Source organism: Verticiella alkaliphila (assembly GCF_018904615.1).
Taxonomy (GTDB): domain Bacteria; phylum Pseudomonadota; class Gammaproteobacteria; order Burkholderiales; family Burkholderiaceae_B; genus Verticiella; species Verticiella alkaliphila.
The window spans coordinates 27,855-53,476 of the sequence record NZ_JADCNH010000028.1 but is presented as its reverse complement, the minus strand read 5'-3'; the positions used below and the strand labels follow the sequence as shown (position 1 = coordinate 53,476).

General features: G+C 68.1%; 19 protein-coding genes and 2 pseudogenes. 9 read left to right on the top strand and 12 right to left on the bottom strand.

Going from position 1 to position 25,622, the window contains the following annotated elements; genetic code table 11:
- Positions 1 to 213: 213 nt before the first annotated feature.
- Positions 214 to 852 (bottom strand): transcriptional repressor LexA, encoded by a 639-nt coding sequence (lexA, locus tag IMZ29_RS16450; protein ID WP_216186097.1) that lies wholly within the window; start codon positions 850 to 852, stop codon positions 214 to 216.
- A 188-nt stretch (positions 853 to 1,040) separates the two neighbouring features.
- Here lexA and clpS point away from each other — a divergent pair, with 188 nt between their 5' ends.
- Together clpS and clpA are read left to right on the top strand one after the other, a co-directional pair.
- Positions 1,041 to 1,352, top strand: a complete 312-nt coding sequence (clpS, locus tag IMZ29_RS16445; protein ID WP_216186095.1) for an ATP-dependent Clp protease adapter ClpS — start codon at positions 1,041 to 1,043, stop codon at positions 1,350 to 1,352.
- Positions 1,331 to 3,595, top strand: a pseudogene (clpA, locus tag IMZ29_RS16440) (ATP-dependent Clp protease ATP-binding subunit ClpA); the annotation flags it as partial. The gene clpS and the pseudogene clpA, both read left to right, overlap by 22 nt.
- 256 nt (positions 3,596 to 3,851) lie before the next feature.
- On the opposite strand, the gene IMZ29_RS16435 reads toward clpA, so the two are convergent.
- Positions 3,852 to 4,895, bottom strand: coding sequence for a metal-dependent hydrolase (locus IMZ29_RS16435; protein ID WP_216186091.1), 1,044 nt, complete (start codon positions 4,893 to 4,895; stop codon positions 3,852 to 3,854).
- Between the two features lie 177 nt (positions 4,896 to 5,072).
- Between IMZ29_RS16435 and IMZ29_RS16430 the strand changes: the two genes are divergently transcribed.
- Positions 5,073 to 5,528 carry an outer membrane lipoprotein gene (locus tag IMZ29_RS16430; RefSeq protein ID WP_253207196.1) on the top strand — a complete coding sequence of 152 codons (456 nt, stop codon included), beginning with the start codon at positions 5,073 to 5,075 and terminating at the stop codon, positions 5,526 to 5,528.
- Positions 5,529 to 5,548: 20 nt separating this feature from the next.
- Positions 5,549 to 6,988 carry a cardiolipin synthase gene (gene cls / locus IMZ29_RS16425; protein WP_371820318.1) on the top strand — a complete coding sequence of 480 codons (1,440 nt, stop codon included), beginning with the start codon at positions 5,549 to 5,551 and terminating at the stop codon, positions 6,986 to 6,988.
- A 40-nt stretch (positions 6,989 to 7,028) separates the two neighbouring features.
- Here the strand turns inward: cls and IMZ29_RS16420 are convergent, their stop codons facing one another.
- From IMZ29_RS16420 to IMZ29_RS16375, 10 genes and pseudogenes are all read right to left on the bottom strand, one after another.
- Complete coding sequence (locus tag IMZ29_RS16420) at positions 7,029 to 7,625, bottom strand: MgtC/SapB family protein (RefSeq protein WP_216186083.1); 597 nt, start codon at positions 7,623 to 7,625, stop codon at positions 7,029 to 7,031.
- A 200-nt stretch (positions 7,626 to 7,825) separates the two neighbouring features.
- A complete protein-coding gene (locus tag IMZ29_RS16415) occupies positions 7,826 to 8,032 on the bottom strand; it encodes a cold-shock protein (RefSeq protein WP_216186082.1) in 207 nt (68 codons plus the stop codon).
- 135 nt (positions 8,033 to 8,167) lie between these two features.
- A pseudogene (locus tag IMZ29_RS16410) lies at positions 8,168 to 8,766 on the bottom strand (DUF2946 family protein).
- A 9-nt stretch (positions 8,767 to 8,775) separates the two neighbouring features.
- Complete coding sequence (gene queF, locus IMZ29_RS16405; protein WP_216186080.1) at positions 8,776 to 9,234, bottom strand: preQ(1) synthase; 459 nt, start codon at positions 9,232 to 9,234, stop codon at positions 8,776 to 8,778.
- 114 nt (positions 9,235 to 9,348) lie between these two features.
- A complete protein-coding gene (locus IMZ29_RS16400) occupies positions 9,349 to 10,116 on the bottom strand; it encodes an SDR family oxidoreductase (RefSeq protein ID WP_216186078.1) in 768 nt (255 codons plus the stop codon).
- A gap of 13 nt (positions 10,117 to 10,129) precedes the next feature.
- Complete coding sequence (locus IMZ29_RS16395) at positions 10,130 to 11,119, bottom strand: ABC transporter substrate-binding protein (RefSeq protein ID WP_216186077.1); 990 nt, start codon at positions 11,117 to 11,119, stop codon at positions 10,130 to 10,132.
- The gene (locus IMZ29_RS16390; protein ID WP_216186075.1) at positions 11,116 to 11,937 is read right to left on the bottom strand and encodes an ABC transporter permease; all 822 of its coding nucleotides are present in this window, start codon (positions 11,935 to 11,937) and stop codon (positions 11,116 to 11,118) included. The genes IMZ29_RS16395 and IMZ29_RS16390 overlap by 4 nt, the downstream gene beginning before the upstream one ends.
- Before the next feature lie 106 nt (positions 11,938 to 12,043).
- Positions 12,044 to 12,796 (bottom strand): ABC transporter ATP-binding protein, encoded by a 753-nt coding sequence (locus IMZ29_RS16385; protein ID WP_216186073.1) that lies wholly within the window; start codon positions 12,794 to 12,796, stop codon positions 12,044 to 12,046.
- A 2-nt stretch (positions 12,797 to 12,798) separates the two neighbouring features.
- Positions 12,799 to 14,289, bottom strand: a complete 1,491-nt coding sequence (locus IMZ29_RS16380; RefSeq protein ID WP_216186071.1) for an acyl-CoA reductase — start codon at positions 14,287 to 14,289, stop codon at positions 12,799 to 12,801.
- The gene (locus IMZ29_RS16375; RefSeq protein ID WP_371820319.1) at positions 14,286 to 15,380 is read right to left on the bottom strand and encodes a LuxE/PaaK family acyltransferase; all 1,095 of its coding nucleotides are present in this window, start codon (positions 15,378 to 15,380) and stop codon (positions 14,286 to 14,288) included. Before IMZ29_RS16375 ends, IMZ29_RS16380 begins: the two co-directional genes overlap by 4 nt.
- Positions 15,381 to 15,971: 591 nt before the next feature.
- Between IMZ29_RS16375 and IMZ29_RS16370 the strand changes: the two genes are divergently transcribed.
- The 5 genes from IMZ29_RS16370 to cobN all read left to right on the top strand — a co-directional run bounded on the left by IMZ29_RS16370 (position 15,972) and on the right by cobN (position 25,622).
- Positions 15,972 to 18,026 carry a TonB-dependent receptor gene (locus IMZ29_RS16370; protein ID WP_216186069.1) on the top strand — a complete coding sequence of 685 codons (2,055 nt, stop codon included), beginning with the start codon at positions 15,972 to 15,974 and terminating at the stop codon, positions 18,024 to 18,026.
- A gap of 8 nt (positions 18,027 to 18,034) precedes the next feature.
- The gene (locus IMZ29_RS16365; RefSeq protein ID WP_216186067.1) at positions 18,035 to 19,417 is read left to right on the top strand and encodes a YncE family protein; all 1,383 of its coding nucleotides are present in this window, start codon (positions 18,035 to 18,037) and stop codon (positions 19,415 to 19,417) included.
- Positions 19,418 to 19,573: 156 nt separating this feature from the next.
- The gene (locus IMZ29_RS16360; RefSeq protein ID WP_216186065.1) at positions 19,574 to 20,743 is read left to right on the top strand and encodes a TonB-dependent receptor plug domain-containing protein; all 1,170 of its coding nucleotides are present in this window, start codon (positions 19,574 to 19,576) and stop codon (positions 20,741 to 20,743) included.
- Positions 20,716 to 21,552, top strand: coding sequence for a TonB-dependent receptor domain-containing protein (locus tag IMZ29_RS16355; protein WP_253207191.1), 837 nt, complete (start codon positions 20,716 to 20,718; stop codon positions 21,550 to 21,552). The genes IMZ29_RS16360 and IMZ29_RS16355 overlap by 28 nt, the downstream gene beginning before the upstream one ends.
- Positions 21,552 to 25,622, top strand: a complete 4,071-nt coding sequence (cobN, locus tag IMZ29_RS16350) for a cobaltochelatase subunit CobN (RefSeq protein WP_253207190.1) — start codon at positions 21,552 to 21,554, stop codon at positions 25,620 to 25,622. The genes IMZ29_RS16355 and cobN overlap by 1 nt, the downstream gene beginning before the upstream one ends.

The window sequence follows — 25,622 nt, the reverse complement described above, 5'->3', positions numbered from 1 at the left end:
TTGAACTGCTCGTCATACTTCGCCATGAAAAACACCCCAAAGGTTGGATCGGTGTCCAACTTTTGGGGTGCAGTTCACGATGCGGGGCCTTTCTCGTCGGGAAACCCGAGCGGGGGAGCGATCCCCGGCTGCCGTCGGCAAATGCCGCGGTGCCCAACCTCGGCGACCACTGCCCCACGCGGGCCGGAGGCGCTCACGCCCCGCCGGGCCCGTTCAGTTCAAGCCTTGCGCCCGAATCAGGCCCACTGCCACGCCCTCCAGCGCAAAGCCGTCTGCGTCCTCGACCACGATGGGGTGGAAATCCGGATTCTCGGGCAAGAGTTCTATCCGAGAGCCTTGGCGGTTGAGCCGCTTGACGGTGACCTCGTCGCCCAGGCGGGCGACGACGATCTGGCCATTGCGCGCCTCTTGCACCTTGCGCACCGCCAGCAGATCGCCTTCGAGAATGCCGGCGTCCCGCATGCTCAGGCCGCGCACCGTGAGCAGGTAATCGGGCCGCTCGGCGAAGAGCGATGGATCGACACCGACCTGGCGAGTGACGTGCTCTGCTGCGAGAATGGGGTGGCCTGCCGCTACGCGACCGACGAGCGGCAGTACGAGGCCCGCTGCTGCACCGGGGTGGCTGGCGTCGTTGGCGGCGGGCTGCGTCATGCGGATGCCGCGCGAGGTGCCTGCCGACAGCTCGATCGCGCCCTTGCGCGCCAGTGCCTTCAGATGATCTTCTGCCGCGTTGGGCGATTTGAATCCCAAGGCGCGTGCGATTTCCACGCGCGTGGGTGGGATTCCCGTCCGCTCGATGGTGTCGCGAATCAGATCGAGGATTTGCTGCTGCCTAGCGGTGAGCCGGATCATGACGAGAAGATGAAGTAAGACACCTGTATTTTCATACAGTCTGGCGCGCGATGCAAGCGGCGCTCTGCGCTCGCCTCAATCCGGTGTCGTCGACGGGGCTTGAAAACCACTGGTGCAGTGCCACATAGGGCCTACAGGGCTTACGGTTTTTTGCGGGGCGCCTTCGCAAATGTGGATAGAATAGGTGCATGGGTACAGGGCTCGAAACGACACCGGAACTGGCGCAGGAAAGCAAGACTGCCGCCAAGCAACCACCAATGTGGCAGGTGGTGCTGCTCAACGACGATTTCACCCCCATGGAGTTCGTCGTGCTGGTGCTGCAACGCTTCTTTGCCCTGGGGCATGAACAGGCCGTCCAGGTCATGCTCAAGGTGCATCATGAGGGAAAGGGGGTTTGCGGGGTGTACACGTACGACGTCGCCAACACCAAAGTGGTGCAAGTCAGCCGCTTCGCGCGGGAACAACAGCATCCGCTTCAATGCGTCATGGAGGAAGCGTGATTTCCCAGGAATTGGAAGTTAGCCTGCATATGGCTTTCGTCGAGGCCCGCCAGGCCCGACACGAATTCATCACGGTCGAGCACCTGCTGCTCGCCTTGCTCGACAACGCGTCCGCGCTGGAAGTGCTGCGCGCCTGCGTCGTCAACGTCGACGAGCTTCGCCGCAATCTGCGGCAGTTCGTGCACGACAACACGCCGGTGATCCCGGGTGGTGCAGAGGCCGATACCCAGCCCACGCTGGGGTTTCAGCGGGTGATCCAGCGCGCCATCATGCACGTGCAGTCCACGGGCGGTGGCAAGAAGGAAGTGTCCGGGGCGAACGTGCTCGTCGCGATCTTCGGCGAGAAGGATTCGCACGCGGTGTACTACCTGCACCAGCAGGGCGTGAGCCGGCTGGATGTCGTCAACTACATGTCGCATGGCATCACCAAGCAGCCACAGATGACAGCCGCCACCCCCCCGAAGGAGACCGCCGCGCCGGCAGACGCCGAAGCGCGTCCGTCTCCGCTCGAGCAGTTCACGCACAATCTCAACGCCGCGGCCCGTGCCGGGCGCATCGATCCGCTGATCGGTCGCGAGCATGAAGTCGAGCGCGTCATCCAGGTATTGTGCCGCCGCCGCAAGAACAACCCGCTGCTCGTGGGTGAGGCCGGCGTGGGCAAGACGGCGATCGCCGAAGGCCTGGCCTGGCGCATCACCGAGGGCGACGTGCCCGACGTGCTGCAGGACACCAGCGTCTACTCGCTCGACATGGGCGCGCTGCTCGCCGGCACGAAGTACCGTGGCGACTTCGAGCAACGTCTGAAGGGCGTGCTCAAGCAGCTCAAGGAAAATCCGAAGGCCGTGCTCTTCATCGATGAGATCCATACGCTCATCGGCGCGGGCGCAGCTTCGGGCGGGACGCTGGATGCATCCAATTTGCTCAAGCCGGCCTTGTCGTCCGGGCAGCTGAAGTGCATCGGTGCCACCACCTATGCCGAGTATCGTGGGGTCTTCGAGAAGGACCACGCGTTGGCGCGGCGCTTCCAGAAGATCGAGGTCAACGAGCCGTCGGTGGAGCAGACCGTGCAGATCCTGCGCGGGCTGAAGGCGCGCTTTGAGGATCACCACGGCATCAAGTATTCGGCCGCGGCCCTCACCGCCGCAGCCGAGCTCTCGGCCCGCTACATCAATGATCGTCATCTGCCGGACAAGGCGATCGACGTGATCGACGAAGCGGGGGCCGCGCAGCGCATCCTGCCCAAGTCGCGCCAGAAGAAGCTCATCGGCAAGTCCGAGATCGAAGACATCGTCTCGAAGATCGCGCGCATCCCGCCGCAGTCCGTGTCCATGGACGACCGCAACAAGCTCGCGACGCTCGAGCGCGATCTGAAGGCCGTGGTCTTCGGGCAGAGCGCGGCCATCGATGCCTTGTCGGCGGCGATCAAGATGTCGCGGTCCGGCCTGGGCAAGCCCGAAAAGCCGATTGGTGCCTTTCTCTTCTCGGGCCCGACGGGCGTGGGCAAGACGGAAGTCGCGCGTCAGCTGGCCTTCACGCTCGGCATCGAGCTGCTGCGCTTCGACATGTCCGAGTACATGGAGCGTCACGCGGTGTCGCGCCTCATCGGCGCGCCGCCGGGGTATGTCGGGTTCGACCAGGGCGGTCTGCTAACCGAGGCGATCGCCAAGAAGCCGCACTGCGTGCTGCTGCTCGACGAGATCGAGAAGGCGCACCCGGATGTGTTCAACATCCTGCTGCAGGTCATGGACCACGGCACGCTGACGGACAACAACGGGCGCAAGGCCGACTTCCGCAACGTCATCCTGATCATGACGACCAATGCGGGGGCAGAGAACCTGAACCGTCGGTCCATCGGGTTCTCGAATAGCCGCGCCGCGGGCGATGAGATGGGCGACATCCGCCGCATGTTCACGCCGGAGTTCCGCAACCGTCTCGATGCGATCATCCCGTTCGCCTCGCTGGACGAGCAGATCATTCTGCGGGTGGTGGACAAGTTCCTCATGCAGCTCGAGGAGCAGCTCCACGAGAAGCGGGTGGAAGCCATCTTCACGGATGCGCTGCGCCAGCATCTCGCGAAGAAGGGTTTCGATCCGCTCATGGGCGCACGCCCCATGCATCGGCTGATCCAGGACACCATTCGTCGTGCGCTGGCCGACGAGCTTCTGTTCGGCAAGCTGGTGGATGGTGGCCGGGTCACGGTGGACGTGGACGACGCGGGCGAGATTCAGCTGGCGTTCGAAGCCTCCAGCGGTGGAGGCGGGGGTGGTTCGCCGGGCAGTGGTCCCGTCGCACCCAAGCCGCCCAAGGGGCGAGCCAAGTCCGTGAAGTCGGGCAAGGCCACCCGTCAGGAAGGTGACGTTCCGTCGGAGCCTGAACTGGCCGTGTGAGTCGCTGCCCAGGCGTGAAAATGCCCACCGAGAGGTGGGCATTTTTTGGTGATCCCGGCGTCGGCGTGAGGTGGGTCAGGCAGCTGCGCGCCGGCGGCCTCTGCGCATCGGTCTAGCGCACGTCCGTCATGAACGCATCCCATTGCGCCAACGGGATCACGACGGACTCGTCCAGGATGCGCGACAAGAGCAGCCGCAGTTCGGGCTCGCCGCCACGAAGACCTGGCCAGTTGCGCGGCACGATGACGTGCCATTGGCCATCACGGCGTTCGGCCATGGCAAAGCGGAAGAAGTGGTGGCCGGCCATGCCCATGCGCAGGTCGGTGACGACGAGCGTGTCGCCCGCGACGTCGTAGCGCAGCCAGTTGTCCGTGAACCACTGCAGCCGGGCGTGCTCGGGGGCGTCGCCCAGCAGCGCGGCGAGCGGCTGCTGCAGCGGTAGCCGCGTCAAGTCAGGCGCCTGACGATCGAAGAGGCTGACGAAGCTCTCGTGGTAATCGCCGCTGCCGTCCTTGGCGATGACGCGCCAGAGGAGGGTGTTCAACGGCGCGGGGGTGGAGAACACTTGCGTGGCCTCGATGCCATCCTGGCGCAGCGCCTGGGTCACGCGCTGCTCGACGATCGTCTTGCCCACGAGCGAGAACGCGATGTAGAGCGCGCAGAAGACGAGGGCGCCGCGCAGCCAGCGCGTCATGCGAGCGCCGATGCCCAGGATAAGCGCTGCCACGGTCGTGAGCACCAGCGGGATCGTGAACACCGGATCCACGATGAAGAGGCTCGACCAGGCCGTGGGCGTGGGCGTGAGCGGCCACCAGAGTTGCGTGCCGTAGGCAGTGAGGGCATCCAGCAGGGGATGGGTGACGAGAACCAGCCAGAGCGTGAGCCATAATCGCCTCGCGCTGTAGTCCGCCTTGGGGAAGAGTCGTCGGATGACCAGCGTCATCGCGATCGAAAGCGCGGTCAGGATGAAGAGCGAATGGCTGAAGCCGCGGTGAAACGTCATGGAGGAGACCGGGTCCGCATAGCGCACGAACACGTCCAGATCCGGCAGGGTGGCCAGGGCCGCGCCATACAGAATGGCGCGCCGGCCTTGGGAACGGCCGAGAATGGCGCCTTGCAGACCTGCGCCCAGTACCGCCTGTGTGATCGAATCCATGGGGCGCATTGTACGGTCCAGCCCGTGGGCACGCTTTTCGCTGAAAGGCTTGCTCCCAACCGGTTACAGACGTGGTCGCCGAACCCGTTATGATCGGGCATCTCGACAGTGCAAGAGGATTGCATCATGGCAGCTCACCCCCGTTCGTCCCCGCGTCGTGCCCCTGGCCTGCGTGCCATGGCCGCCGTCGGTGCCCTGGTCGCCGCCGCCACGCTGGCCGGCTGCGCCACCCCGAGCGCTTCGGGCAACGTCTACAGTTACGGCCAAGCCCAGCGCGAGCAAATCTCGCGCAATGGTACGGTGCTGAACGTGCGCAACATCACCATCCAACCCGAGCAGACGACGGGTGCCGGCACGATCGCCGGCGCGGCCATCGGCGGGCTGGCGGGTAACCAGATCGGTGGCGGCACCGGCCGCACGATCGCCACGGTGCTGGGTGGCCTCGGCGGCGCGCTGGCAGGCACGAGTGTCGAGCGTGGCGTGCAGCGTCAGGCAGGCTACGAGATCACCGTGCGCCTGGACAACGGTGAGACGCGTGTCGTCGCGCAAGAGGCCGACATCCCGATCCAGGTCGGCCAGCGCGTGCAGATCGTGAGTGGCTCTGGCCCCACGCGGGTGATCCCGGCCCGCTGACCCCGCACGGGGCGGCAGGCGTGCTGAGCGATCTCGCCTGGCACACGATTCTGGGTGTCGGCTGGGCCATGTACCTGGCTGGGCTGGCACTATGGATCATTCTTCAGCGACGCTCCCCCGCCACCACGGTGGCGTGGTTGCTGTCGCTCGCGTTGTTGCCCGTTCTGGGCTATCTCATCTATTACTTCTTCGGACCGCAGCGCTTGAAGCGCGTGCGGCTTCGCCGGCTACGCAGCCGGGCAGCGATCGCGGCACAGGCTGAGGCCGCCCAGGCCCGAGAGCATGTGGCTGATGCGCCTTGGCGCACGCAGCAGATGGCGCGCCTCGCCTACATGACCTGCGACAATCCCTTGTCTACCGCCCACGACGTGCGGTTGCTGGTGGACGGTGCGCAGACGTTCGATGCGATCTTCGCGGCCATTCAGGCGGCCCGGCATCACGTCCATCTGGAGTACTACATCTTCGCGACGGACCGCATCGGCACGGCGTTGCGCGACTTGCTCGTGACCAAGGCGAAGGCGGGCGTGAAGGTGCGCCTTCTGATCGACGCACTGGGCTCGGTCACCGCGGGCCGGCGGTTCTTTCGTCCCCTCACCGATGCCGGTGGCGAGCTCGCTTTCTTCCATGACACGCGCATTGGTCGGCGGTTTCGTCCGGTGATCAATTTCCGCACGCATCGCAAGATCGTGGTGTGTGACGGCAACGTGGGCTTCGTGGGTGGGCTGAACGTCACGGATGACCAGGACGAACGGGTGAACCCGGCGGCCTACCATGACGTGCACCTTCGCATCGAAGGTGGGGCGGTGCGCTGGCTGCAGATGGTGTTCCTGGAAGACTGGTTCTATACGGCGGACGAGAGCCGCGGCAAGACCCCGGTGGACGTCACCGCACAGCTGCTGCCAGAGATGTCGCCAGGCGAGCATTACGTCCAGATCCTGCATTCGGGGCCCAACGACGAGCGCGAGTCCATCCATCGCGCGCAGGTGGCTGCGATCAACATGGCGCGCCGACGTGCGTGGCTCACCACGCCGTATTTCGTGCCCACCCAGCCTGCCGTCATGGCGCTGACATCGGCCGCGCTGCGCGGCGTGGACGTGCGCGTGCTGGTGCCCGAGCGTGCGGATTCGCGCATCGTGAGCGCGGCGGCGCGTTCGTACTACGACGAGATGATCGCGGCGGGCGTGAAGGTGTGGGAATTCCGCGGGCGCATGCTTCACTCGAAGACGCTGCTGGTGGACGACGACTGCAGCTTCGTCGGCACGGCCAACTTCGACAATCGCAGCTTCCGGCTCAATTACGAAGTCTGCGCGCTGGCCTATGGCCCCAAGCTCGCGCAAGACCTGGCGGACGCGTTTCTCGCGGACCTGCGTCATGCGCAGCGGGTGCCGGAAAAACGCAAGGCCCCGCTGTGGCGGCGCTTCGGTGACGCATTCGCGCGCTTGTTCTCGCCGGTGCTCTAGCGGCCGCGGCGTCTTGCCGGCTGGCGTGTTGCGGCTTGCGTCAGTTCGACGCGTCCTGGCCTGGCCCCACGCCGTTGTTCTCGTCGGCCATCGGATCTTTGCCGGACCGCTGACGCTCGTTGGCCGCGGCCCGCTCGCGTTCCGCGCGTTCGACGTCGGGCTCCAGCTCGCGGCTGAAGCGTTTGAGCACGCTCAGGATGAAGAGGGCGAAGAGGGTGGTGATCACCGCCGTGCTTTCGCGCCCCATGCCGGCGGCGATGCCGACCGACGCCGTGAGCCAGATGCTGGCCGCGGTGGTGAGTCCATGGATGCGGCCATCGCCCCGCGACTTCATGATGGCACCGGCCCCCAGGAAACCGATCCCGGCAATGATGCCCTGGAGCACACGGCTGGAATCATTGATCGACATGCCCGCCTGCAACGGCACCAGCACGAACATTGCGGCACCCAGGGCGACGAGCATGTGGGTCCGCAATCCGGCCGACTTGCCGTGGGATTCGCGTTCATAGCCCAGCAGGCCGCCCAGCAGCACCGCCATGCTCAGGCGGATGACGATGCGGGTGTATTCGCTGACGTTCTGCAAGTCCTGAAATTCGGCCCGGATCGTGGTGCCGATCTGTAGCAAGATATCGTTCATGATGCAGCTCAGGACAGGAGCCCGTGCCGCGCCGGGGTGGTGCGATCGGGTGGGGCAGCGCGAGCAAGCGACGTACCTGCATCGGGGCCGGCCGCGTGCTCGTCCGTGTCGCGCCGCCGCCAGGACTGAGGCGACACGTCACAAAGAACGCGCCGCCAGGCAGGAAGCCGGGCGGCGCGAAGACTACAGAAACGCAGAGATCAAAGCGGCGTGATGTTGGTCGCCTGGGGGCCCTTCGCACCCTGGGCAGGCTCGTAGCTCACTTTCTGGTTTTCGGCGAGGGTCTTGTAGCCCTGCACGTTACGGATTTCGGAGAAATGGGCAAACAAATCCTTGCCGCCGTCATCCGGGGTAATGAAACCGTATCCCTTTTCTGCGTTGAACCACTTGACCACGCCGGTTGCCATCTGGATTTCCTTGAAGTGGGGGAATGCTCTCTAACTATCGCGCCGCACCCCGGCGGTGTCAAGCGGCTTCTGGGGGAATCCTCTCAGTGATGTTCCCGGCGTACCACGCCTCTCGCCGCGGTCGAGCCGGCGACGTCAGGCGCTCGCGGGGTTCGACTCGAAACCGAGTTCCGAAGCGACGTGCGAGCGTGCGGCTTCGAAAAGACGGGCTTCGCCCAGCCCCGGCCAGCTGAGCGCGGCAGGCAAGGGTTCGGTGCGAGCGTCACCTGCCGACAGCCACTCGGCGAGCGACATGCCGTCCGGCGTGCGCAGCGTGTCGAGCACTGCGGCAAGATCGCGATCCTCGATGATCCCAGGGCCCACATCAGTGTCGGCGAAGAGGGCCTCGCCGTCCGCCAGGCACCAGCTGCGCACCGCACCCACTGTCAGGCCGGTATGCGTGACGAGACCATCCCCCGTCTCGGCAAGGCGCAATACGTAAGGCGCGGCATCCAGTCGCACGTAGACCCGCTGCGGCCGTTCTGGAAGAACCAGCGCCCGGCATCGTCGTGTTCGTAGTTGCGGTGGATGAAGGCAATGATCTGGGGACTGGTGATCGGCGCGCCGACGCCACCGCTCGCGGCCGCGCCGTCTTCATGCAGATGCCACTGGCCGCGCGCATCGAGCGAGAGCCAGCCAAAGGCCGCCGGCACATCGGGCCAGCGCACGAGCGCCGCTTTGACGGAGCTGTCCATGGCGTTGTCCTAGCCGCGGCCGCGGTACGAGGCGACGCCGGTGTCCGGCAGCCAGATGCCTGCCGGGGGTTCGGCCGTCTGCCAGAACACGTCGATCGGGATGCCGCCGCGTGGATACCAGTAGCCCGCGATGCGCAGCCAGCGCGGCTCGAGCAGGTCGGCCAGGCGACGACCGATGCCGACGGTGCAATCCTCATGGAATGCGCCGTGGTTGCGAAAGGCGGTCAGGAAGAGCTTGAGGGACTTGGATTCGACGAGCCAGTCCTGCGGCACGTAGTCGATGACGAGATGGGCGAAATCGGGCTGGCCGGTGACCGGGCACAGCGAGGTGAATTCCGGTGCGGTGAACCGGGCCACGTAGGCGGTGTCGGGGTGCGGGTTCGGCACGCGTTCCAGCACGGCAGCCTCGGGGGAGGTGGCGGCGGCGATCTGCGTGCCCAGTTGCGTGAGATGCGAAGTCTGGGTCATGGCGTGAGGCGCGCGAAGCACGCCCGGCGGCGAAGAGACAAAATCCGATTCTACCTCCGGGCGTGCCTCGGGTTCCGTGCGACGGCGGCGGGTGCGCACGACACCGCCTTGCGATCAGCGCATGACGAGCCCGCCGTCCACGACAACGATCTGACCCGTCACGAAACGCGCCCAGTCCGAGGCGAGAAAGAGCACGGGCCCGGCGACATCCTGCGGGTTGGCAATGCGCCGCAACGGCGTCTGGGACGCGATGGCTTCGCGCACGCTGGCGCGCGTGGCGCGGCTCGCGTCGGTTGGCCACACGAGACCGGGGGCCACCCCATTGACGCGGATGCCATGCGGGCCGAGGTCGGCGGCGAGCTGACGCGTGAAGCCCGCGAGCGCCGCCTTGGCCGTGGCGTACTCCGCATAGGGAACGACCGGCTGTTCGACGAGGTCCGTGAGCAGATTCACGATGCTGCCGCTCGCGCGCTCGCGCAGGTGCGGCAACGCGGCGTGGCAGACGTGGTGGCAGCTGCGCACCGCACCGTCGAACTGCGCCTGGTAGGCCGACCACGGCAAGTCGCCGACACGTGCGCGGGTGTCGGGATCGAAGCGGTAGGGCGCGAACGCGTTGTTGACGATGACGTCGAGCCGGCCGGTTTCGGCCAGCACGCCGGCGATCATGGCATCGACGGCGGCCTTGTCGGTGACATCGGCCTGCACGGCCCAGGCGCTGCCGCCTGCGGCATGGCAGCGCGCCACGGTGGCCTCGGCAGCGGCGCTGTCCTGGCGATAGTTCGCGGCCACCGTGCCGCCCTCGCGGGCAAACGCTTCTGCCAGTGCCGCGCCGATCCCGCGGCTCGCGCCTGTCACGAGAATCACCTTGTCGCGAAAGTCCATGGCGAGTCTCCGGTCAGTCCTGGATCAGTTCGGGCGCAATGACGTCTGTGATCGTGATCGGTCGCGTGATCAGGCCGAGTCGATGATAGGCGTCAGCGGCGGTCTGAAGGGATGCGGCGTCCAGGGTACCCAGCCCTTCGCGCGCTGTGAGCGGCGACTGGCTGGCGCGCACGCGCAGGTCGATGATCTCGCGGTTGAGCGCCACGTCCTGGCCATCGATGGCCAGGCGCACGGCGCGCTGGGCGGCGTCCTGCGGATCTCGCACCATCCACTCCACGCTCTCGCGGAAGGCGGACACCACCTTGCGCAGCACGTCGGGCGATTCGCGGTAGAACGCCTCGCGCACGACGAGGATGTCGCTCGAGTAGTTCAGGTGATCTGCGACCTGGATGATGCGTGGGTCCTTCAGACCGCGGCGGCGCGCGACCGCCAGACCCGTGTCGGTGGCCGCCGTGGCGTCCACACGGCCCTGCATCAGCGGCACGAAGTTGAGCACGCCCGTCACGATGATCTCGACGTCCGACTCCGAAAGCCCAGCCTCCTGCAGCAGCAACTGCAGGTTCAGGCGCGTGCCGCTTGCGAGGCTGTAGACGCCGATGCGCTTGCCTTTGAGATCGGCGGGTGTGGTGATGCCGCTGCCCGGCAGGCTCACCACGTTGAAGACGTTCTGCGGGTAGACGTCGTAGATGGCGCGCAGGCGCTCGCCTTTGTCGAGGGCGGAGAAGAACGAGCCCGGGTCGGTGAAGGCCACGTCTGCCTGGCCCGAGAGCAGGTTGCGGATCGCATCCCCGCCCCCGGCGCCAGGCAGGTAGGTCAGCGCGAGGCCGTTGACGTGGAAAAAACCGAGATCGTCTTCGGCGAGGAGATTGATGATCTCCGTGATGGGCTTGCTCCAGCCCGCCAGGCGCAGGGGGCGTGGCGTCGTGCCCGCCCGCGCGAGGTGGGGCAGGGCAAGGCTGGCGAGCGTGGCGCCGGCGGCGCGGCGCAGGAAGTCGCGTCTCATGGCGCGGGGTCTCCAGGGAGGGAACGGGTGTAGGAGCGCAGCAACCAGCGCTGCAGCGCGGTGGTGGCGCCATAGAGCACGAGGCCGAGCACGGTGATGAGCACGAGCACGGCGAACATGAGGGGGGTGTCCATAGAGCCCTGGGCCGCGATGATGAGCGCGCCAAGCCCGCGGCTCGCGCCGATGAATTCCCCCACCACCGCGCCCACCAGGGCGAGGACGACGGCCATGCGCAGGCCCGCCAGGATGGCCGGCAGGCCGCTGCGCACCTTCAGGCGCCAGAGCGTCTGCCAGCGCGTGGCGCCCAGCATGCGAAAGAGTTCGCGGCGATCGGGATCTGTCTGACCGATGCCCGTGAGCGTGTTCTCCAGCAGCGGAAAGAAGCAGACGAGCGCGGTGATGGCCACCATGGGCGCCGTGCCAAAGCCCAGCCACACCGTCATCAGCGGGGCGAGCGCCAGCTTGGGCACGACTTGGCTGGCCACGACGTAAGGCATGGCGAGCCGGTGCAGGAAGGCCGACTCGGCCAGCAGCAGGCCCAGGGCGAAGCCCAGCGTGCCGCCCACCGCCAGGCCGAGGAGCACCTCCAGGGTGGTTTGCCACAGGTGAGGCCAGAAGTAGCCGGAGGCGAGGCCGCGCCACAGGGCGCCACCCACCACCGACGGCGCGGGCAGGACGAGGGCTGACCAATCCTGCCAGCGCGCCGCGGCTTCCCACGCGAGCAGAACGATGACGAGCAACACGAGCGCCCAGGCCCGCGCCGGGGCTTCGTGCGCTGTCGTGGACAAGGGGGCGCGGGAAGACGGGCGGGACGTCATCGCCGGGCCTCCTGCAGCCGATCACGTTGGCGTGCGATGCCCGTCGTGACGCCGCGCGGCTCCCGGCACGGTCGCGTCTCGATGGCGTTGGGTGTGGGCGCCGGATTCATGTCGCCGCCTGCATCGCCTGGCGCAGTTGTGCGCACGCGGCCTGGAAGATCGGGTGTTCGCGCAGGGCGGGCGTGCGCGGGCGGGGCAGGGCGATGTCCTGTGCCTGGGCAAGTCGGCCCGCTCGCATCACGGCCACGCGATCGCCCAGATACACGGCTTCGGCAAGATCGTGCGTGACGAAGAGGACGGCCGTGCCCTCGGCCCGGCAGGCGGCCAGCAGCACGTCGTGCAAGGACTCGCGGGTGAGCGTGTCGACGGCGGCGAAAGGCTCGTCCATGAGCAGCAGGGCCGGGCGTGGCAGCAGGGCGCGCGCGATGGCGACGCGACTTTGCTGGCCGCCCGACAACTGATGCGGATAGCGTTCTGCCAGGCCATCGAGGCCGAGCGCATGGATGAGTTCGCCTGCGCGCGCCTGATCCGCGGGGCTGGCGCGGCCCCGCAGGGTCACGGGCAGCAGCACGTTGTCCCGCACGGTGTGCCAATCGAGCAGGGTGGGGCGCTGGAACACGAAGGCCGCCTCGCGGTCAGGGCCTTGCACGGCGTGGCCCGCCAAGGTGATGGTGCCGTCGTGCGGGCGCAACAGCCCGGCGGCCAGGCGCAGCAGCGTCGACTTGCCGCAGCCGCTGCGTCCAACGAAGCAGTGAAAAGCCCCGGAGGGCACGTCCCAGTCGATGCCGTCCACCACGGGCGGTGCGCCGGGGTAGCCAAAGCGCACGCCCGCCAGGCGCAGCAAGGGTGCGTCGGCCATGGCTAGTCCCGATGCACGGTGTAGGCGTCGGCCGCCTGTTCCGCACCGGCTTCGAGGTCCACCATGCGAACCAGATCGAGCAGGCTGAAGCGGCCATCGGGATGCCAGCCCACCTCGGGCAACGCGGCGTGGCCCAGCGCGCAGATCCGGGTGACGCCGGCAGCACCGAGCGCGCCCGACAGGGCGAACAACCGGGCGGGCGGCGCGGCCAGCGCCGCCGTCTGGAGCACGGCGCCCAGCGGTGCGAGTGCCGACACCGCGGCGTCCAGCGCAGGGACGGCGATCACGCAGATCGACCGGTTCAGCGCACACTGCGGAGCCAGGGTGGCATCGGCCAGGTAGGCCACGCCCCACGGCGCATCGGCAGTGCCCAAGAGGTGCACCGCGTCGTTGGCGAGGACGTGTCGGGCCAGCGTCTGGCGCCAGCGTGCAAAGGCCTGCGACTGCGCCAGCGTGAGCGTGCGGCGCGCGAAGCGGTGTGCCACGGCCGCCAGTTCGCCGGCCAGCAAGGCCGCGAAATCTCTCGGCGTGACCTGTCCGCCGTCCTCCACGTAGATCATCTGGGGCGAGTAGCACCCCTGCTGATCCCAGCGGGCCACGTCCAGCGCGGCCTGGCGCGCGGCGGCCTGGGCCTGGCGGGTGTCGAGCACCTCGCGGGCGACGAGAGCGGCGCTCACGCGATGGCCATGCGCCACCAGGCGGGTCGACGCGGGGGCGTGCGCATGCCAGGCCTGCAAGGCCGGGTCGCCGCCATAGACCACCAACACCTCGCTCGCCTGGGCCAGGGCGCGGCTGGGGGCGGTGTCTTCGCCCGGCCACCACAGGATGGCGATCGCCCCGGCCAGGCGCGGCTCGACCTCGGCCAGCGTGCGGGCGAACCAACCTGCGAGCCAGGGCTCGTCGCTCGCCACCTTGCCCACGCTGCCGGCCTTGGTGAGCAGCCCGCTGATGAGGCTCCACAGCGGAATGCCGGGTACGTTGCCGGCCCAGACATGGCCGAGCAGATGAGCGCCGTAGGCGCGCGACCAGCCACCTCGGGGCCGGGGGCGAAAGTCGTCGAGCACTCCCGCATCGCCGAATTCCTCGGCGAGCCAGCGCAGCAGCTGTGGGCGGCGAAAGCCCGCGAGGGCGGCCGTCAGGCCCTGTTGGACCATAGCCGGATCGAAACCGGTGATGACGGGCAGGATGCGCTCGGCCTGCTGGCGTGCCGGATCCGCGGGGTCGAGCATGCGGGCCACGGTGCGATCAACGGCATCCACCACGGCCAGCACCGGCAGATCGGCAAAGACACGACGCGCGGCTGACCTCACGGCCTGCGTGACGGCCTCGACGTGCGCGGCATCGGCGAGCGGCAGCGCCAGCGTCACGGTCTGCGCATGCGCGGTGAAGGTGCGCGTGATGGGGGGCACCGGCTCGATGCCCGGCGGGAGATAGCCGACGAGCGGGCTGGCTGCCGGTGCCGTCGCTGCGGCGGGCGGCTCGCGCTCGCTCATGCGTTGACTGCGCGCAGGAAGGCGTCGACCACGAGCGAGCAGCCTTTGGCGTCAGCACCCTGCGCGCGGCCGTGCAGCAGAAAGCCGCCGGGCACGCGCTCGCCGACGTCCTCGGTCAGGATGGTGACCACCGAGTTGATGTTGCACAGGTCCGTGTGCGCCAGCACGCCGCGTTCGCCATCGGGCACGTCGGCCCCGGTCAAGGGATCGATCACGCGAGTGCGGATCCAGGCGGGGCCGGATTTGACGGCGGGCAGCGTGGCGTTGCCCTCGTCGTAGAACTGGGTGCTGAGCTCGGTCATGCCATACATGTTGATGCAGTCCGCCGGCGCGACGCCGAAGGCCGTGCCCAGCGCGGCATAGAAGTCGGGCGCAGACAACTCGCGCGACTGACCCTTGAAGCCGCCCGTATCGAGAATGCGGCTGCCAGCGGGCAGGGCAAAGCGGCGTTCGCCCAGCGCGTCGAGCGCATGCACGAGGCTGTAGCTCGCCCCCAGCAGGGCAAGCGGCTCACCGCTGCGTTCGGCGTGCGCCAGCATGTCGATGAGGGCGGGCACGTCCAGGCCGTTGGCGTCCATGACGTACGCGCTGTCGGCCGTCCCGAACGTGGCGTGCGCCAGCGCAAGATAGTGCGCGAGCGACGAGTTCGGCAGCAGGGTCTCGTCCGGAAAGAGCACTGCCATGCGAATGCTGGGCGCCCCGCGCATGAAGCGCTGCGCGAAATTCGCCGTCATCGACGCGTCGTACAGGCGCAGGTCTGGGTGGTAGTGCCGACCGCGCACCTCGGCGCGCGTGGTGCCGCTGGTCATGAAGGTGCGCGCGCAGGTGTCCGCCGGCAAGCAGGAGAGCGTGCTGTCCTTGAAGGCGTCGATGGGGACGGCGGGAATGTCCTGCCATTGGCGTACGGTACGAGGCGTGCGGCCCTGCTGCACGCAGTAGCGATTGAACGCGGTGTTGAAGCGGAACTGATGCGCGAAGAGGCGCAGCGCCAGCGCGTCGAAGGCGGCATCGTCCGCCGGCGAGCGACGCAGAAAGTCGAACAGGTCCTCGCGCAGGGCTTCTGCCTGGACGTACACGTCGTCGGTGGTCACGCTAGCCGCATCCTCGGTGGCGCCGGCGGCCGCCGGCAGGCTCGGGATGCCGCAAGGAACGCCGCCCGTCGTGGGCGGATGCCATGCCGGGGCTGGGCCCCGGGGCACGGCAGCGAGCTCTCCTTACGTCGGCATGATCCGAGTCAAGTTCACGGGTTCGAGTGCATCATCTCAGCGTCCGCCGGCCGGCTGGACACACCCCGGAGCAAGCCCGGATTATAAGCGAGGGCACGAGGGGGACACGACGCCGCCCGGCGGCGGCGGGCATGCCTGCGTTGGAGGCTTCCCTCTGCTCGCTACTCGCACGCGGGTTGATCGCGGCTTGCTCGACTCACGTGGCGCGAAGCCAGCGCGCATGCGCAGCGCATGGGTCTGACGCTCTATGGGCGATGGGCAGACGCGCAGTTGGCGGCGACGGCCGAGCATTGACAGATGGATGCATTGTTGTGATCATGAGTAATAATCTCAACAATAATCATTCTCAATATGTCCATACGTGTTCGAACGGGTCTCCCGTCAGCCCTGACGGGGGCCTTGCTCGCGGCAGGCCCAGCCCATGCACAGCCCGCCCCACCCGCCGCGGTGCCACAGTTGGGCGAAGTCCGCATCTACGGTGACCGCAGCACCACGAGCCTGCAGGACAGCAACAGCAGCGTGGCTGTCGTGGGCCCCGATGCGCTGGATGCGCCTACGGTGCATGCCTGGCGCGACGCCTTTCGGCAGACGGTCAACGTCGAGACGGGCGACTTCGTCGAGAGCGGATTCGTCATCCGTGGCATCAACGCCGAAGGCCTGACCCCCGGGGGTATCGGCGCGCCGCTGGCCTCGTTCTACGTGGATGGGGTGCAGCAGACGGTGGAAGGCACGCGTCGCGGCGCGCGCGGCACGTTCGACGCCGAGCAGATCGAGATCTATCGTGGCCCACAATCCACGCTGGCCGGGCGCAACGCCCTGGCTGGTGCCATCTACCTGCGCACGGCCGACCCCACGTTCTCGCGCTCGGGACGGGCCCAGGTCACGCTGGGCCAGGACCAGCGCCGGCAGATGGGGCTGGCCTACGGCGATGCCATCAGCGAGACGCTCGCGTTCCGGGTGAGCGGGGAGTGGTCGCAGAAGGAATCGGACCTGGCCTATCCCTCCTACCGCCGCTTCGACCGATATGGGGACTTCACCAAGGACGAATACCATACGCTGCGCGGCAAGCTGCTGTGGCTGCCCACGGGTGCCCAGGACACCCGTGTCCTGCTGAGCTATGCCAGATCTTTTGACCGGCCAGGCCAGCACAGCATCGTGGGCTCGGGCTGGTCGTCCAACGCGCCCGGCTATGACGCGCGCCGAGGCGATGCCTGGGGCGACATCCTGCCGGACATGTACCGCTTCGGTCTGGGCCTGAACGAATTGCCCGCCTTCCAGGAAGTGCGCAGCACCACGGTCGATAACGTCGGTCTGGAGCTCACCCATGTCGTGTCCAATGCGCTCACCCTCACGTCCCAGACAGGCTGGACGCGGTCGCTGACCGAACGTCATTCGATCAACGAAGGCATGCCCGGCGAATTCCTTGCGGTGGCAGGCGAGTTCGACCAGAAACTGTTCACGCAGGAATTGCGGGCCAACTACGAGGCCGGCCGCTGGCGCGCCGTGGCGGGCCTCTACGGCGCACAGGAGCGCCAGGGTGCGTTCCGCAATCAGCAGTTGCTGTCCGTCGATCGCAGCCGCAATCAGGCACGCGTCACCAATCTGGCGGCATTCGGCGAAGCCTCTTATGCATTCGCACCGGCTTGGCGCGTGCTGGCTGGCGGTCGCGTCGATCACGTCCGGCAACGGCAGAGCGCCTTCTACTCCGTCAACGGTGCGGTCACCTCCGACAACCAGTCCTCGGTGAACGCCACGGTGTTCCTGCCCAAGCTCGGCCTGGAGCGCAGCTTTGCCGGCGGCACGCAGCGCGCGGCCCTGGTCTATCAGGAAGGCTACCGGCCCGGCGGCGCGGGCATCCAGGCTTCCACCGGCCGGCAGTTCGAGTACGACGACGAACGCGCGAAGAATCTCGAACTGTCGTGGCGCGGGCAGTTCCTCGACGAACGCCTGAATCTGGCCGCCAGCGTGTTCTATCAGCGCTGGAATCGCCAGCAGGTGGAGCTGCGCGCCGAGCGGCTGGACGCGGCCAGCAGCTACGTGACCAACGCCGGACGATCCGTGTCGCGGGGAGCGGAATTCGAGGCGAGCTACGCGGCGACGCGCCGGCTCGATGTCTACGCAGGCCTGGGCCTGCTGCACACACGCTTCAAGGATTTCCGCACGGGACAGGACGACTTCTCTGGCCTGGCCTTCGCGGGCGCACCGCAGACCACGCTCGCACTGGGCTTTCGCTGGGGTCATGCCGTGGGCTGGTATGCGAGCGGCAACGCACGCTACACGAGTTCGCGTCTCTCGCGTCTGGAAACCGGGGTGCCGCGTCCCGTCAAGCTCGACGACTACACCATCGTGGACGCGACGTTGGGTTATGGCTGGCGCCAGGGCGTGCGGGTGACCGCGTATGTGAACAACCTGTTCGACAAGAACTACTTCCGCTACGAGAGCGGCCCGGGCGCGAACGCCACACTTGGCGAGCGTCGCGAAGTGGGGCTGCGACTGGACTACGAATTCTGAAGGACGACATGATGCAACGATGCAGCACGACAGCGGCGCTGGCCGCCATTCTCCTGACGGCCGCCACGGCCGCCGGCGCGGCCGCGCCCGGCCCAGTGTTCGACGCGCCGGATACCGATTACAACGCTCAGATCTGGGCCAACGCGGTGGGCGGTGGTGCACGCGTTCCGGGCGCCACCCTCGAGATCGGCGGCGAGGGCTTCAAGCCCGGGCAGCGCATCCAGTTCTCGCGTGGCCTGACCCCTTTGCTGCCCTCGCCGATCACGGCCGATGCGCAAGGGCGCATCTCAGGCACCTGGACCATCCCCGCCGATGCCGTGCCAGGCGTGCATCCCATCGTGCTGACGACCGAATCGCCGTACTACGCCGAAGTCCTGCCGCTCAAGCTGTCGCAGGTAGTGCCGCTCCTGGACAATCCGCGGCTGCGGCGCACGGATGCCGCCGTGGCGCCCGGCCTGTACCAGTTGGCCTACAGTACCCAGCAGAACGCGCTCTACGCGACGTCGGCCACGGGTTATCCGCCCAATGAACGCTCCCGTTTGCTGGAGATCGATCCGCAGACGCTCAAGATCCGCCGCGAGGTTACGGTGGCCACGATGCCGGGAGACGCGGGTGCGGCGGGTGCGTACGGCATCGGGCTGGACGAGACCCGCGGCAATCTCTGGGTCACGAACACACGCCAGGATGCCTTGGCCGTCTACGATCTGAAGACGCTGTCGCTCAAGAAGCAGTTCGAGAAGGGCTCTGCCAGACATTCCCGCGATGTCGTCATCGACGCGCAGCGCGGCCGCGCCTACGTCTCGCTCGTTCGCGATGCTGCGGTGGCAGTCTTCGATGCGCGCACGCTGGAGCCGCTGCCGTCGATCGCCCTCCCGCCTGCCGGCAAGGAGGTCTTCTCGCCCGCCAGCCTGAGTCTGGATGCCGACAGCGGCACGCTGTACGTGTCCAGCCTGACGGGCGCCGAGATCGCCGTGATCGACGGGCCGGCCGGCAAGGTTGTGCGACGCATACCGGTGCCCGGGGCGGATTCCACGATCGGGCTGGACGTCGACGCCAAGGGTGGCAAGGCCTACGTGGCTGCGCAGGGCTCCGACAACCTCGTCGTGCTCGATCTGAAGAGCGGCAACGTGCTGCACGACGTGACCGTCGGTTCCGGCGCGCTCAACGTGGTCTACGAACCCAGCCAGAAGCTGGCATACGTGGTGAGCCGCGCCGCCGGCACTATCACGGTGGTGGACGGCGACGGCAAGATCGTTGCCAACCTCGGCGACGCGCTGAAGGCGAATCACCTGATCGCCGATGGCAAGGGTCACGTGTTCGTGGTGGACAAGTCGGGGCAGGGCAAGGATACCGACGACATCACTCGTCTGGAGTGGGCCGCGGCGCGCTGAGGCGTGCTGTTCGGGGGATCGCCACACGCGATCCCCCTGGATGAGAATTTTCCCGGATCAGGTTGTGTGCGAGAAATGTAATGTTATATCATCGCGCTCTTTCGCAGCCGGTGACACGTTCGGATACGTGTCACCACCACTATCGGGAATTTGTCCATGACTGCGCGCCGCGCCCTCGCCACCCCCTGCCTCGTCCTTTTCGCAGCGTGGTCTCCCGGCACGCATGCCGCCACCCCGTTGTCGCCCGTCGATCGCACCGCCGTGGCATCCTCGCCGCAGATGCTCGCACCCGTGGTCGTCACCGCGACTACCCGTGAACGCGAGGTGGCCGACGCCCCCGCCAGCGTCAGCGTGGTCGATGGCGAGACGCTGCGCCAGCGTCCGGTCCTGGATCTCGCCGATGCGGTGGGTGACACGGTCGGGGTCGATCTGGACGGCAGCGTGGGCCTCGGGCGCCGCGGCATCTCCATCCGCGGCATGGATCCGGAACACACGCTGGTGTTGGTCGATGGCCAACGCGTGAGCGCTTCGGCATCGGCCATCGCGCACTCGGATTTCGAACTGGGCTGGGTGCCCACCGAGGCGATCGAGCGCGTCGAGGTGGTGCGTGGCCCGATGTCCTCGCTGTATGGATCCGAGGCCCTGGGCGGCGTGGTCAATGTGATCACCCGGGCGGCCACGGATACCTGGCAGGGCTCGGCCAGCACCTATCTCCTGCGCAACGACCACGGCCTGGACGGCGATCAGGCCAAGACGAGCTTCTATGTGGGCGGACCGCTCGTGCCGGGCACCCTGGGCATCAACGCGTGGGGCGAGTACCGTCGCCGCGATGCCCTGCGCGACGCGGGCAATGCGACGCTCACCGCGCTCGATGCGCAACGCGCACGCACCGGCCACGTCGGCCTGACCTGGACGCCAGACACCCGCCAGCGCATCGACGTGTCGGCCGACGCGGGCAGCGAAGACCAGGCGGGGGTGCGCGGGGGCGCGCGCAATACGGACTACGAGGCCGGTGCCGACGTGCAGCGTCGGCGCTATGCGGTGTCGCACCGGGGCGAGTGGGATTGGGGCGACACGCAGGTCCGGGCGTATCGCAGCACCCTGTCGCGTGACAGCTGGCGCAGCGACGGCGGCGATGCCAACGGGCCCAACCGTTTCGTCGACACCGTGCTCGATGCCCGCGCGGCTTTGCCGCCGGGCGCCACCAGCGCATCACGTTGGGTGCCGAAACGCGGCGCGAAAGTCTGGAAGACCCGACGGTCAACCGCGTTGGCAAGAAGGCGCAGACCCACTACGCCATGTTCCTGCAGGACGAGATCCAACTGAGCCACGCCTGGGAGCTCGTGCTGGGCGGGCGGATGGATCATCATGCGGACTTCGGCTGGGAGGCCAGCCCGCGCGCCTACCTGCTGTACCGGCCCACCGAGGCACTCACCCTGCGCGCGGGCGCAGGCCGCGGCTTCAAGGCACCCACGCTCAAGCAGCTCTCCCCGGAGTACGAATCCTGGGCAGCCATGGGCGGGCGCGGGGTGATCCGGGGCAATCCCGAACTTCAGCCAGAGACCAACCAATCGTTCGAGCTGGGCGCCGCGTACGCCAACGAGCGATGGTCGCTGGGCGCCACCGCCTTTCACAACGATGTACGCAACCTCATCGAGACGGTGCGCCAGCCGACCTGCTTTGCGCCGGGCCGCACCTGCCTCGCTTACGACAACGTGGCGCGGGCGCGTTTGCAGGGGCTGGAGCTGACGGGCGGGCTGACACTCTCGCCGCAGTGGTCCGTGCAGGCCAACTACACCTGGCTCGACGCGCGCAACCGGGCCACCGATACGCGTCTGCCGGATCGCTCGCGTCATCGTGCCAATGCGACGCTCGCCTGGAAGCCGACCGCGCCCCTCACCACCCGTCTACGCGTGGAATACATCGGCAGTCAGTATCGCTCGGCCACCGAATCCGATCGTCCTGGCTACACGCTGCTGCATGCCTACGTGGACTATGCCGTGACGCGGCACCTCAGCCTGCACGCGGGCGTCGAGAACCTGACCGACAGGCGACTGGCCAACGACGACGCGGGCGTCTACGCGCGCGCCGACGAAGGCCGGCGCTACTTCGCTGGCCTGACGGCGCGCTTCTGATGGGCACCGGATGGCAGGCCATGGGGTATCGGTGGGTGCTGGGGCTCGCGTGGGCGCTGGCCGTGTGGGGGCTGGCACTGCGGCCCGCCGTCGCGCTGGCCGAGGTCGACCTCCTGGTCGTGCACAACCGGTTCGTTTCCGCTGAAAAGTTCCAACAATGGCAGGCGTTGGCGCAGCGAGAGGGTGTACGTCTGACGCACCTCGATGTGGAGCGGGCCACGCCGGACGCGCTCGCCGATGCCGCCATCGCCGCAGACCTGATCCTGCTGGACGTGCCACGGCCGAACGACCGCGCCGCCGTGCAGGGCAGGCTGGCGGCACTGCCGGCTGGCGCAGCGGACGTGCCGCGTGTCACCGTGGGCGGCGGCCCGCCTGATGCTGCCGGCATCGATGCCGTGATCGCACGGCCGCTGGCGGCGCACTATGCCGCGGGCGGCGAGGCCGGCTTTCGCCGCGTCTTCCAGCTCGCGCGGGCCTGGCACGCGCAGGTGGCTCCGCCCGCGGACGCCCTGGCACCGGCCGAGCGCCTGCCGGCGACCGGGTTCTACCACCCCGAGGCGCCCCGCGTCTTCGGCCGCCTGACGGAGTACCTTGCGTGGTCGGACGCCCGCGCACGAGGCCATCGCGGCCGGGTGGCGCTGCTCGTGCATGCCGGCGTCGTGTCGGACGGGCTCACGCGGCCGGTGGATACGCTGGTGCGTCGGCTGGAGGCCGCCGATCTGCAACCCATCGTGTTCTGGTTCGATGCCAGTGAGGCGGGCGGCATCGCCGGCACGCTCGCCGATGCTGAGTTCGATGCGCTCGTCAACATGACCCACCTGCAGAACGGCGCGGCGCGCGCGACGGATTTCCGGGCGCTCGACGTTCCGGTGATCCAGACGTTGGGGTTCCGCGAAGGCGACGCCGTGGATTGGCCAGCAGCCGTCAGCGGCATCGGTGCGCGTACGACGGCGGTGTTCCTCGCCGGCCCCGAGGCCTGGGGCGTGACCGACCCCATCGTGCTGAGCGCTGCGACCGCCGGTATCGACGACCTGCTGCCCGCGCAGACGGATGCTCTGGTGGCCAAGCTGACGCGGCTGGTGGCGCTGCGCCACACGCCGCCGGCGGGAAAGCGAATTGCCCTGATGTTCTGGAATTACCCGGCAGGCGAGAAGAACCTGGGCGCGTCACACCTGAACATCCCGCGCAGCGTCGTGTCCCTTCAGGTCGCGCTGGCCGGCGCGGGCTACGACGTCGGGCAAGGCGTCCTGGAGGCCGACGTGATCGCCGCGGGCCAGCGCATGCTGGGCGGGGTCTATGGCACCGTCCCGCTGGAGGAGCTCCTGGCAGAAGGCCTCGCGGGTACCTACCCCGTGGCCGCGTACGAACGCTGGTTGGCCAGCCTGCCGCCCGCACGACAGGCGCAGTTGCGCCACGGCGGCCGCCCGGATGCGCATCCCTTCGTGCGCGAGGTGGCTGGCGAACGTGTGTTCGTCATTCCGCGCTGGCAGCTCGGTCACTGGGTGGTGATGCCGCAGATGCCCCGCGAGGCCCATGGCCACGGTCACTACCACGACACCGAGGCGGCTCCGGATCACGCTTACTTTGCGGCCTACCTGTACCTGCGCGAGGCGCACGCGGCGGATGCGCTCATCCATCTGGGCACGCACGGGACGCAGGAGTGGCTGCCCGGCAAGGACCGCGGGCTGGCCGCGAGCGACTATCCCTGGCTTGCCGTGGGTGATCTCCCGGTGTTCTACCCCTACATCCAGGACAACGTGGGCGAAGCCTTGCAGGCACGCCGGCGAGGTCGCGCCGTGACCGTGAGCCACCAGACGCCGCCCTTCGCACCTGCCGGACTCTATGACGCACTGCGCGACGTCCATCACGCCATCCACGAGTATCAAATGACAGATGAGGGGGGCGTGCGCGAGCAGGCCGCAACCCGGCTTTTCGCGCTGGCCGATGACGCCGGCATGTGGGCCGACCTGGGCTGGCACGTCGAGGAGGCACGGGCACGCCCCGCCGAAGCCGTGCAGATCCTGCACGACCACCTGCACGAGCTGGCGCGCACGGCCATGCCGCTCGGTCTGCACACGCTGGGTCAGCCGGCCGAGCCCGCGCATCGTGCCGCCACCGTGATGCAGCAGCTGGGCGACGACTTCATCCAGGCTCTGGGGGTGGACGAAGAATCCCTGGTGGTGGATGGCCTGGATGCCCTCGCGCGCCACCCTGGCATCGTGGCCGTGCAGCGATTGCTGGCGCACCAGCCCGCTCAAGGCGATCGCGCGCGGGATGCCAACCTGCCCGTTGCCGCGACGGTCGCACCCGACGCCGCGGGGCTGGCAGGAATCGACGGCGCGCCCGATGGGGCGCCCTTGCCGCCCGAGATATTGGCCTTCGCCGATCGCGCCCGTATGCTCGCGCAGCGGCGCATCGACACCCAGGAGATGGAGAGCCTGCTCGCGGGGCTCGCCGGGCGGCTCGTGCCCCCGGGCGCGGGCGGTGATCCCATCCGCAATCCGGACGTGGCGAGCGGACGCAATCTCTACGCGTTCGAGCCGGACAAGATCCCGGCACGGGCCGCTTACGACGCCGGCGCCATCGCCTACGATCAGCTTGTGCAGGCCTTCCGTGCCGAGCATGACGGCGACTGGCCGGACAAGCTCGCGTTCAGTCTGTGGTCGTCCGAAACCATCCGGCACCTGGGCGTCACGGAAGCGCAGATCCTGCACGCGCTCGGACTGCGTCCGGTGTGGGACGCGGGCGGGCGCGTCACCGAACTCGCCATCATCCCGCGAGCGGAGCTCGGCCGTCCCCGCACGGACGTCGTCGTGCAGGTGACGGGTGTCTACCGCGATCAGTTCGACGGGTTCCTGCGCCTGCTCGACACCGCCATGGCCGAGCTGGCGGCGCTGGACGAGCCTGACAATCCGATCGCCGCCAACACGGCGCGCCTGACCGACGCCTTCATCGCCAAGGGCCTGACGGCCGGTGCGGCGCGTGCCGCCGCGGGCTACCGGATCTTCGGTCAGGCGCCGGGGGCCTATGGCACGGGCGTGCCCGACCTTGCCCTGCGATCCACCGAGTGGGATGACAACGCGGTCCTGGGCGAGCAGTTCCTGCAGAGCAGTCGCCACGCCTATGGGCGTGAGGCGTGGGGTGTGGCCGATGCCCGCGTGAACGTCTTCGCCGAGCAATTGCGCGGCACCCAGGCAGCCGTGCTGGCGCGCTCGTCCAATCTGCATGGCGTGCTGTCCACGGATCATCCCTTCGAGTTCCTGGGCGGGCTGTCCGCCGCGGTGCAGGTGGTGGACGGCAAGGCGCCGCAGCTGCTGGTGTCGGATCTGCGACGGCCGGACGTGCGCACGACGGGGCTGTCGCGCTTTCTGGCCGATGAGATGCGCACGCGCTATCTCAATCCGCAGTGGATCGCCGGCATGCAGGCCGAAGGCTACGCCGGCACGCTGGAGGTGCTGTCCGCCACGAACAATCTCTTCGGCTGGCAGGCGATGGATGCCACCACCGTGCGCGACGATCAGTGGCAAGCCCTCTTCGACACCTACGTCGCCGACACTCGGGGTCTGGGCACTGCGGCCTGGTTCGAGGCGCACAACCCGACGGCCCAGGCGCAGGTGCTGGAGCGGATGGCCGAAGCCATGCGCAAGGGGTATTGGGATGCCGCCGATGAGACCCGCCAAGCACTGGCGCAACGCTGGCAGGCGCTCGAACGCGAGCATGGCGTGGACACGGGCGCGGCACTGACCCGGCAGTTCATCGCGGACATGGCGCAGGGCTACGGCTTGAACGCCACGCCGGCGCCTGCCACGCCAGCCGCGCCCGAAGCCACGACGTCCGACACGTCGTCCGATTCGTCATCGACTGCGCCGTCTGAGACAGCCCCGGCACCCGCCGCTGCCCGCGAGACTGTGCAGGGTCAGGTGCTCGAAGCCGTTGCCGCCGAACCCGTCGCCGAGGACACCTCCACGGCACTTCTGCTCGCCGTCATGGCCATGCTGATGCTCGCAGGCGGCCTGCATCAGGCGCACGCGGCACGCCGCCGCCATCCCTTTTCTGTCCTTCCGAGTTGA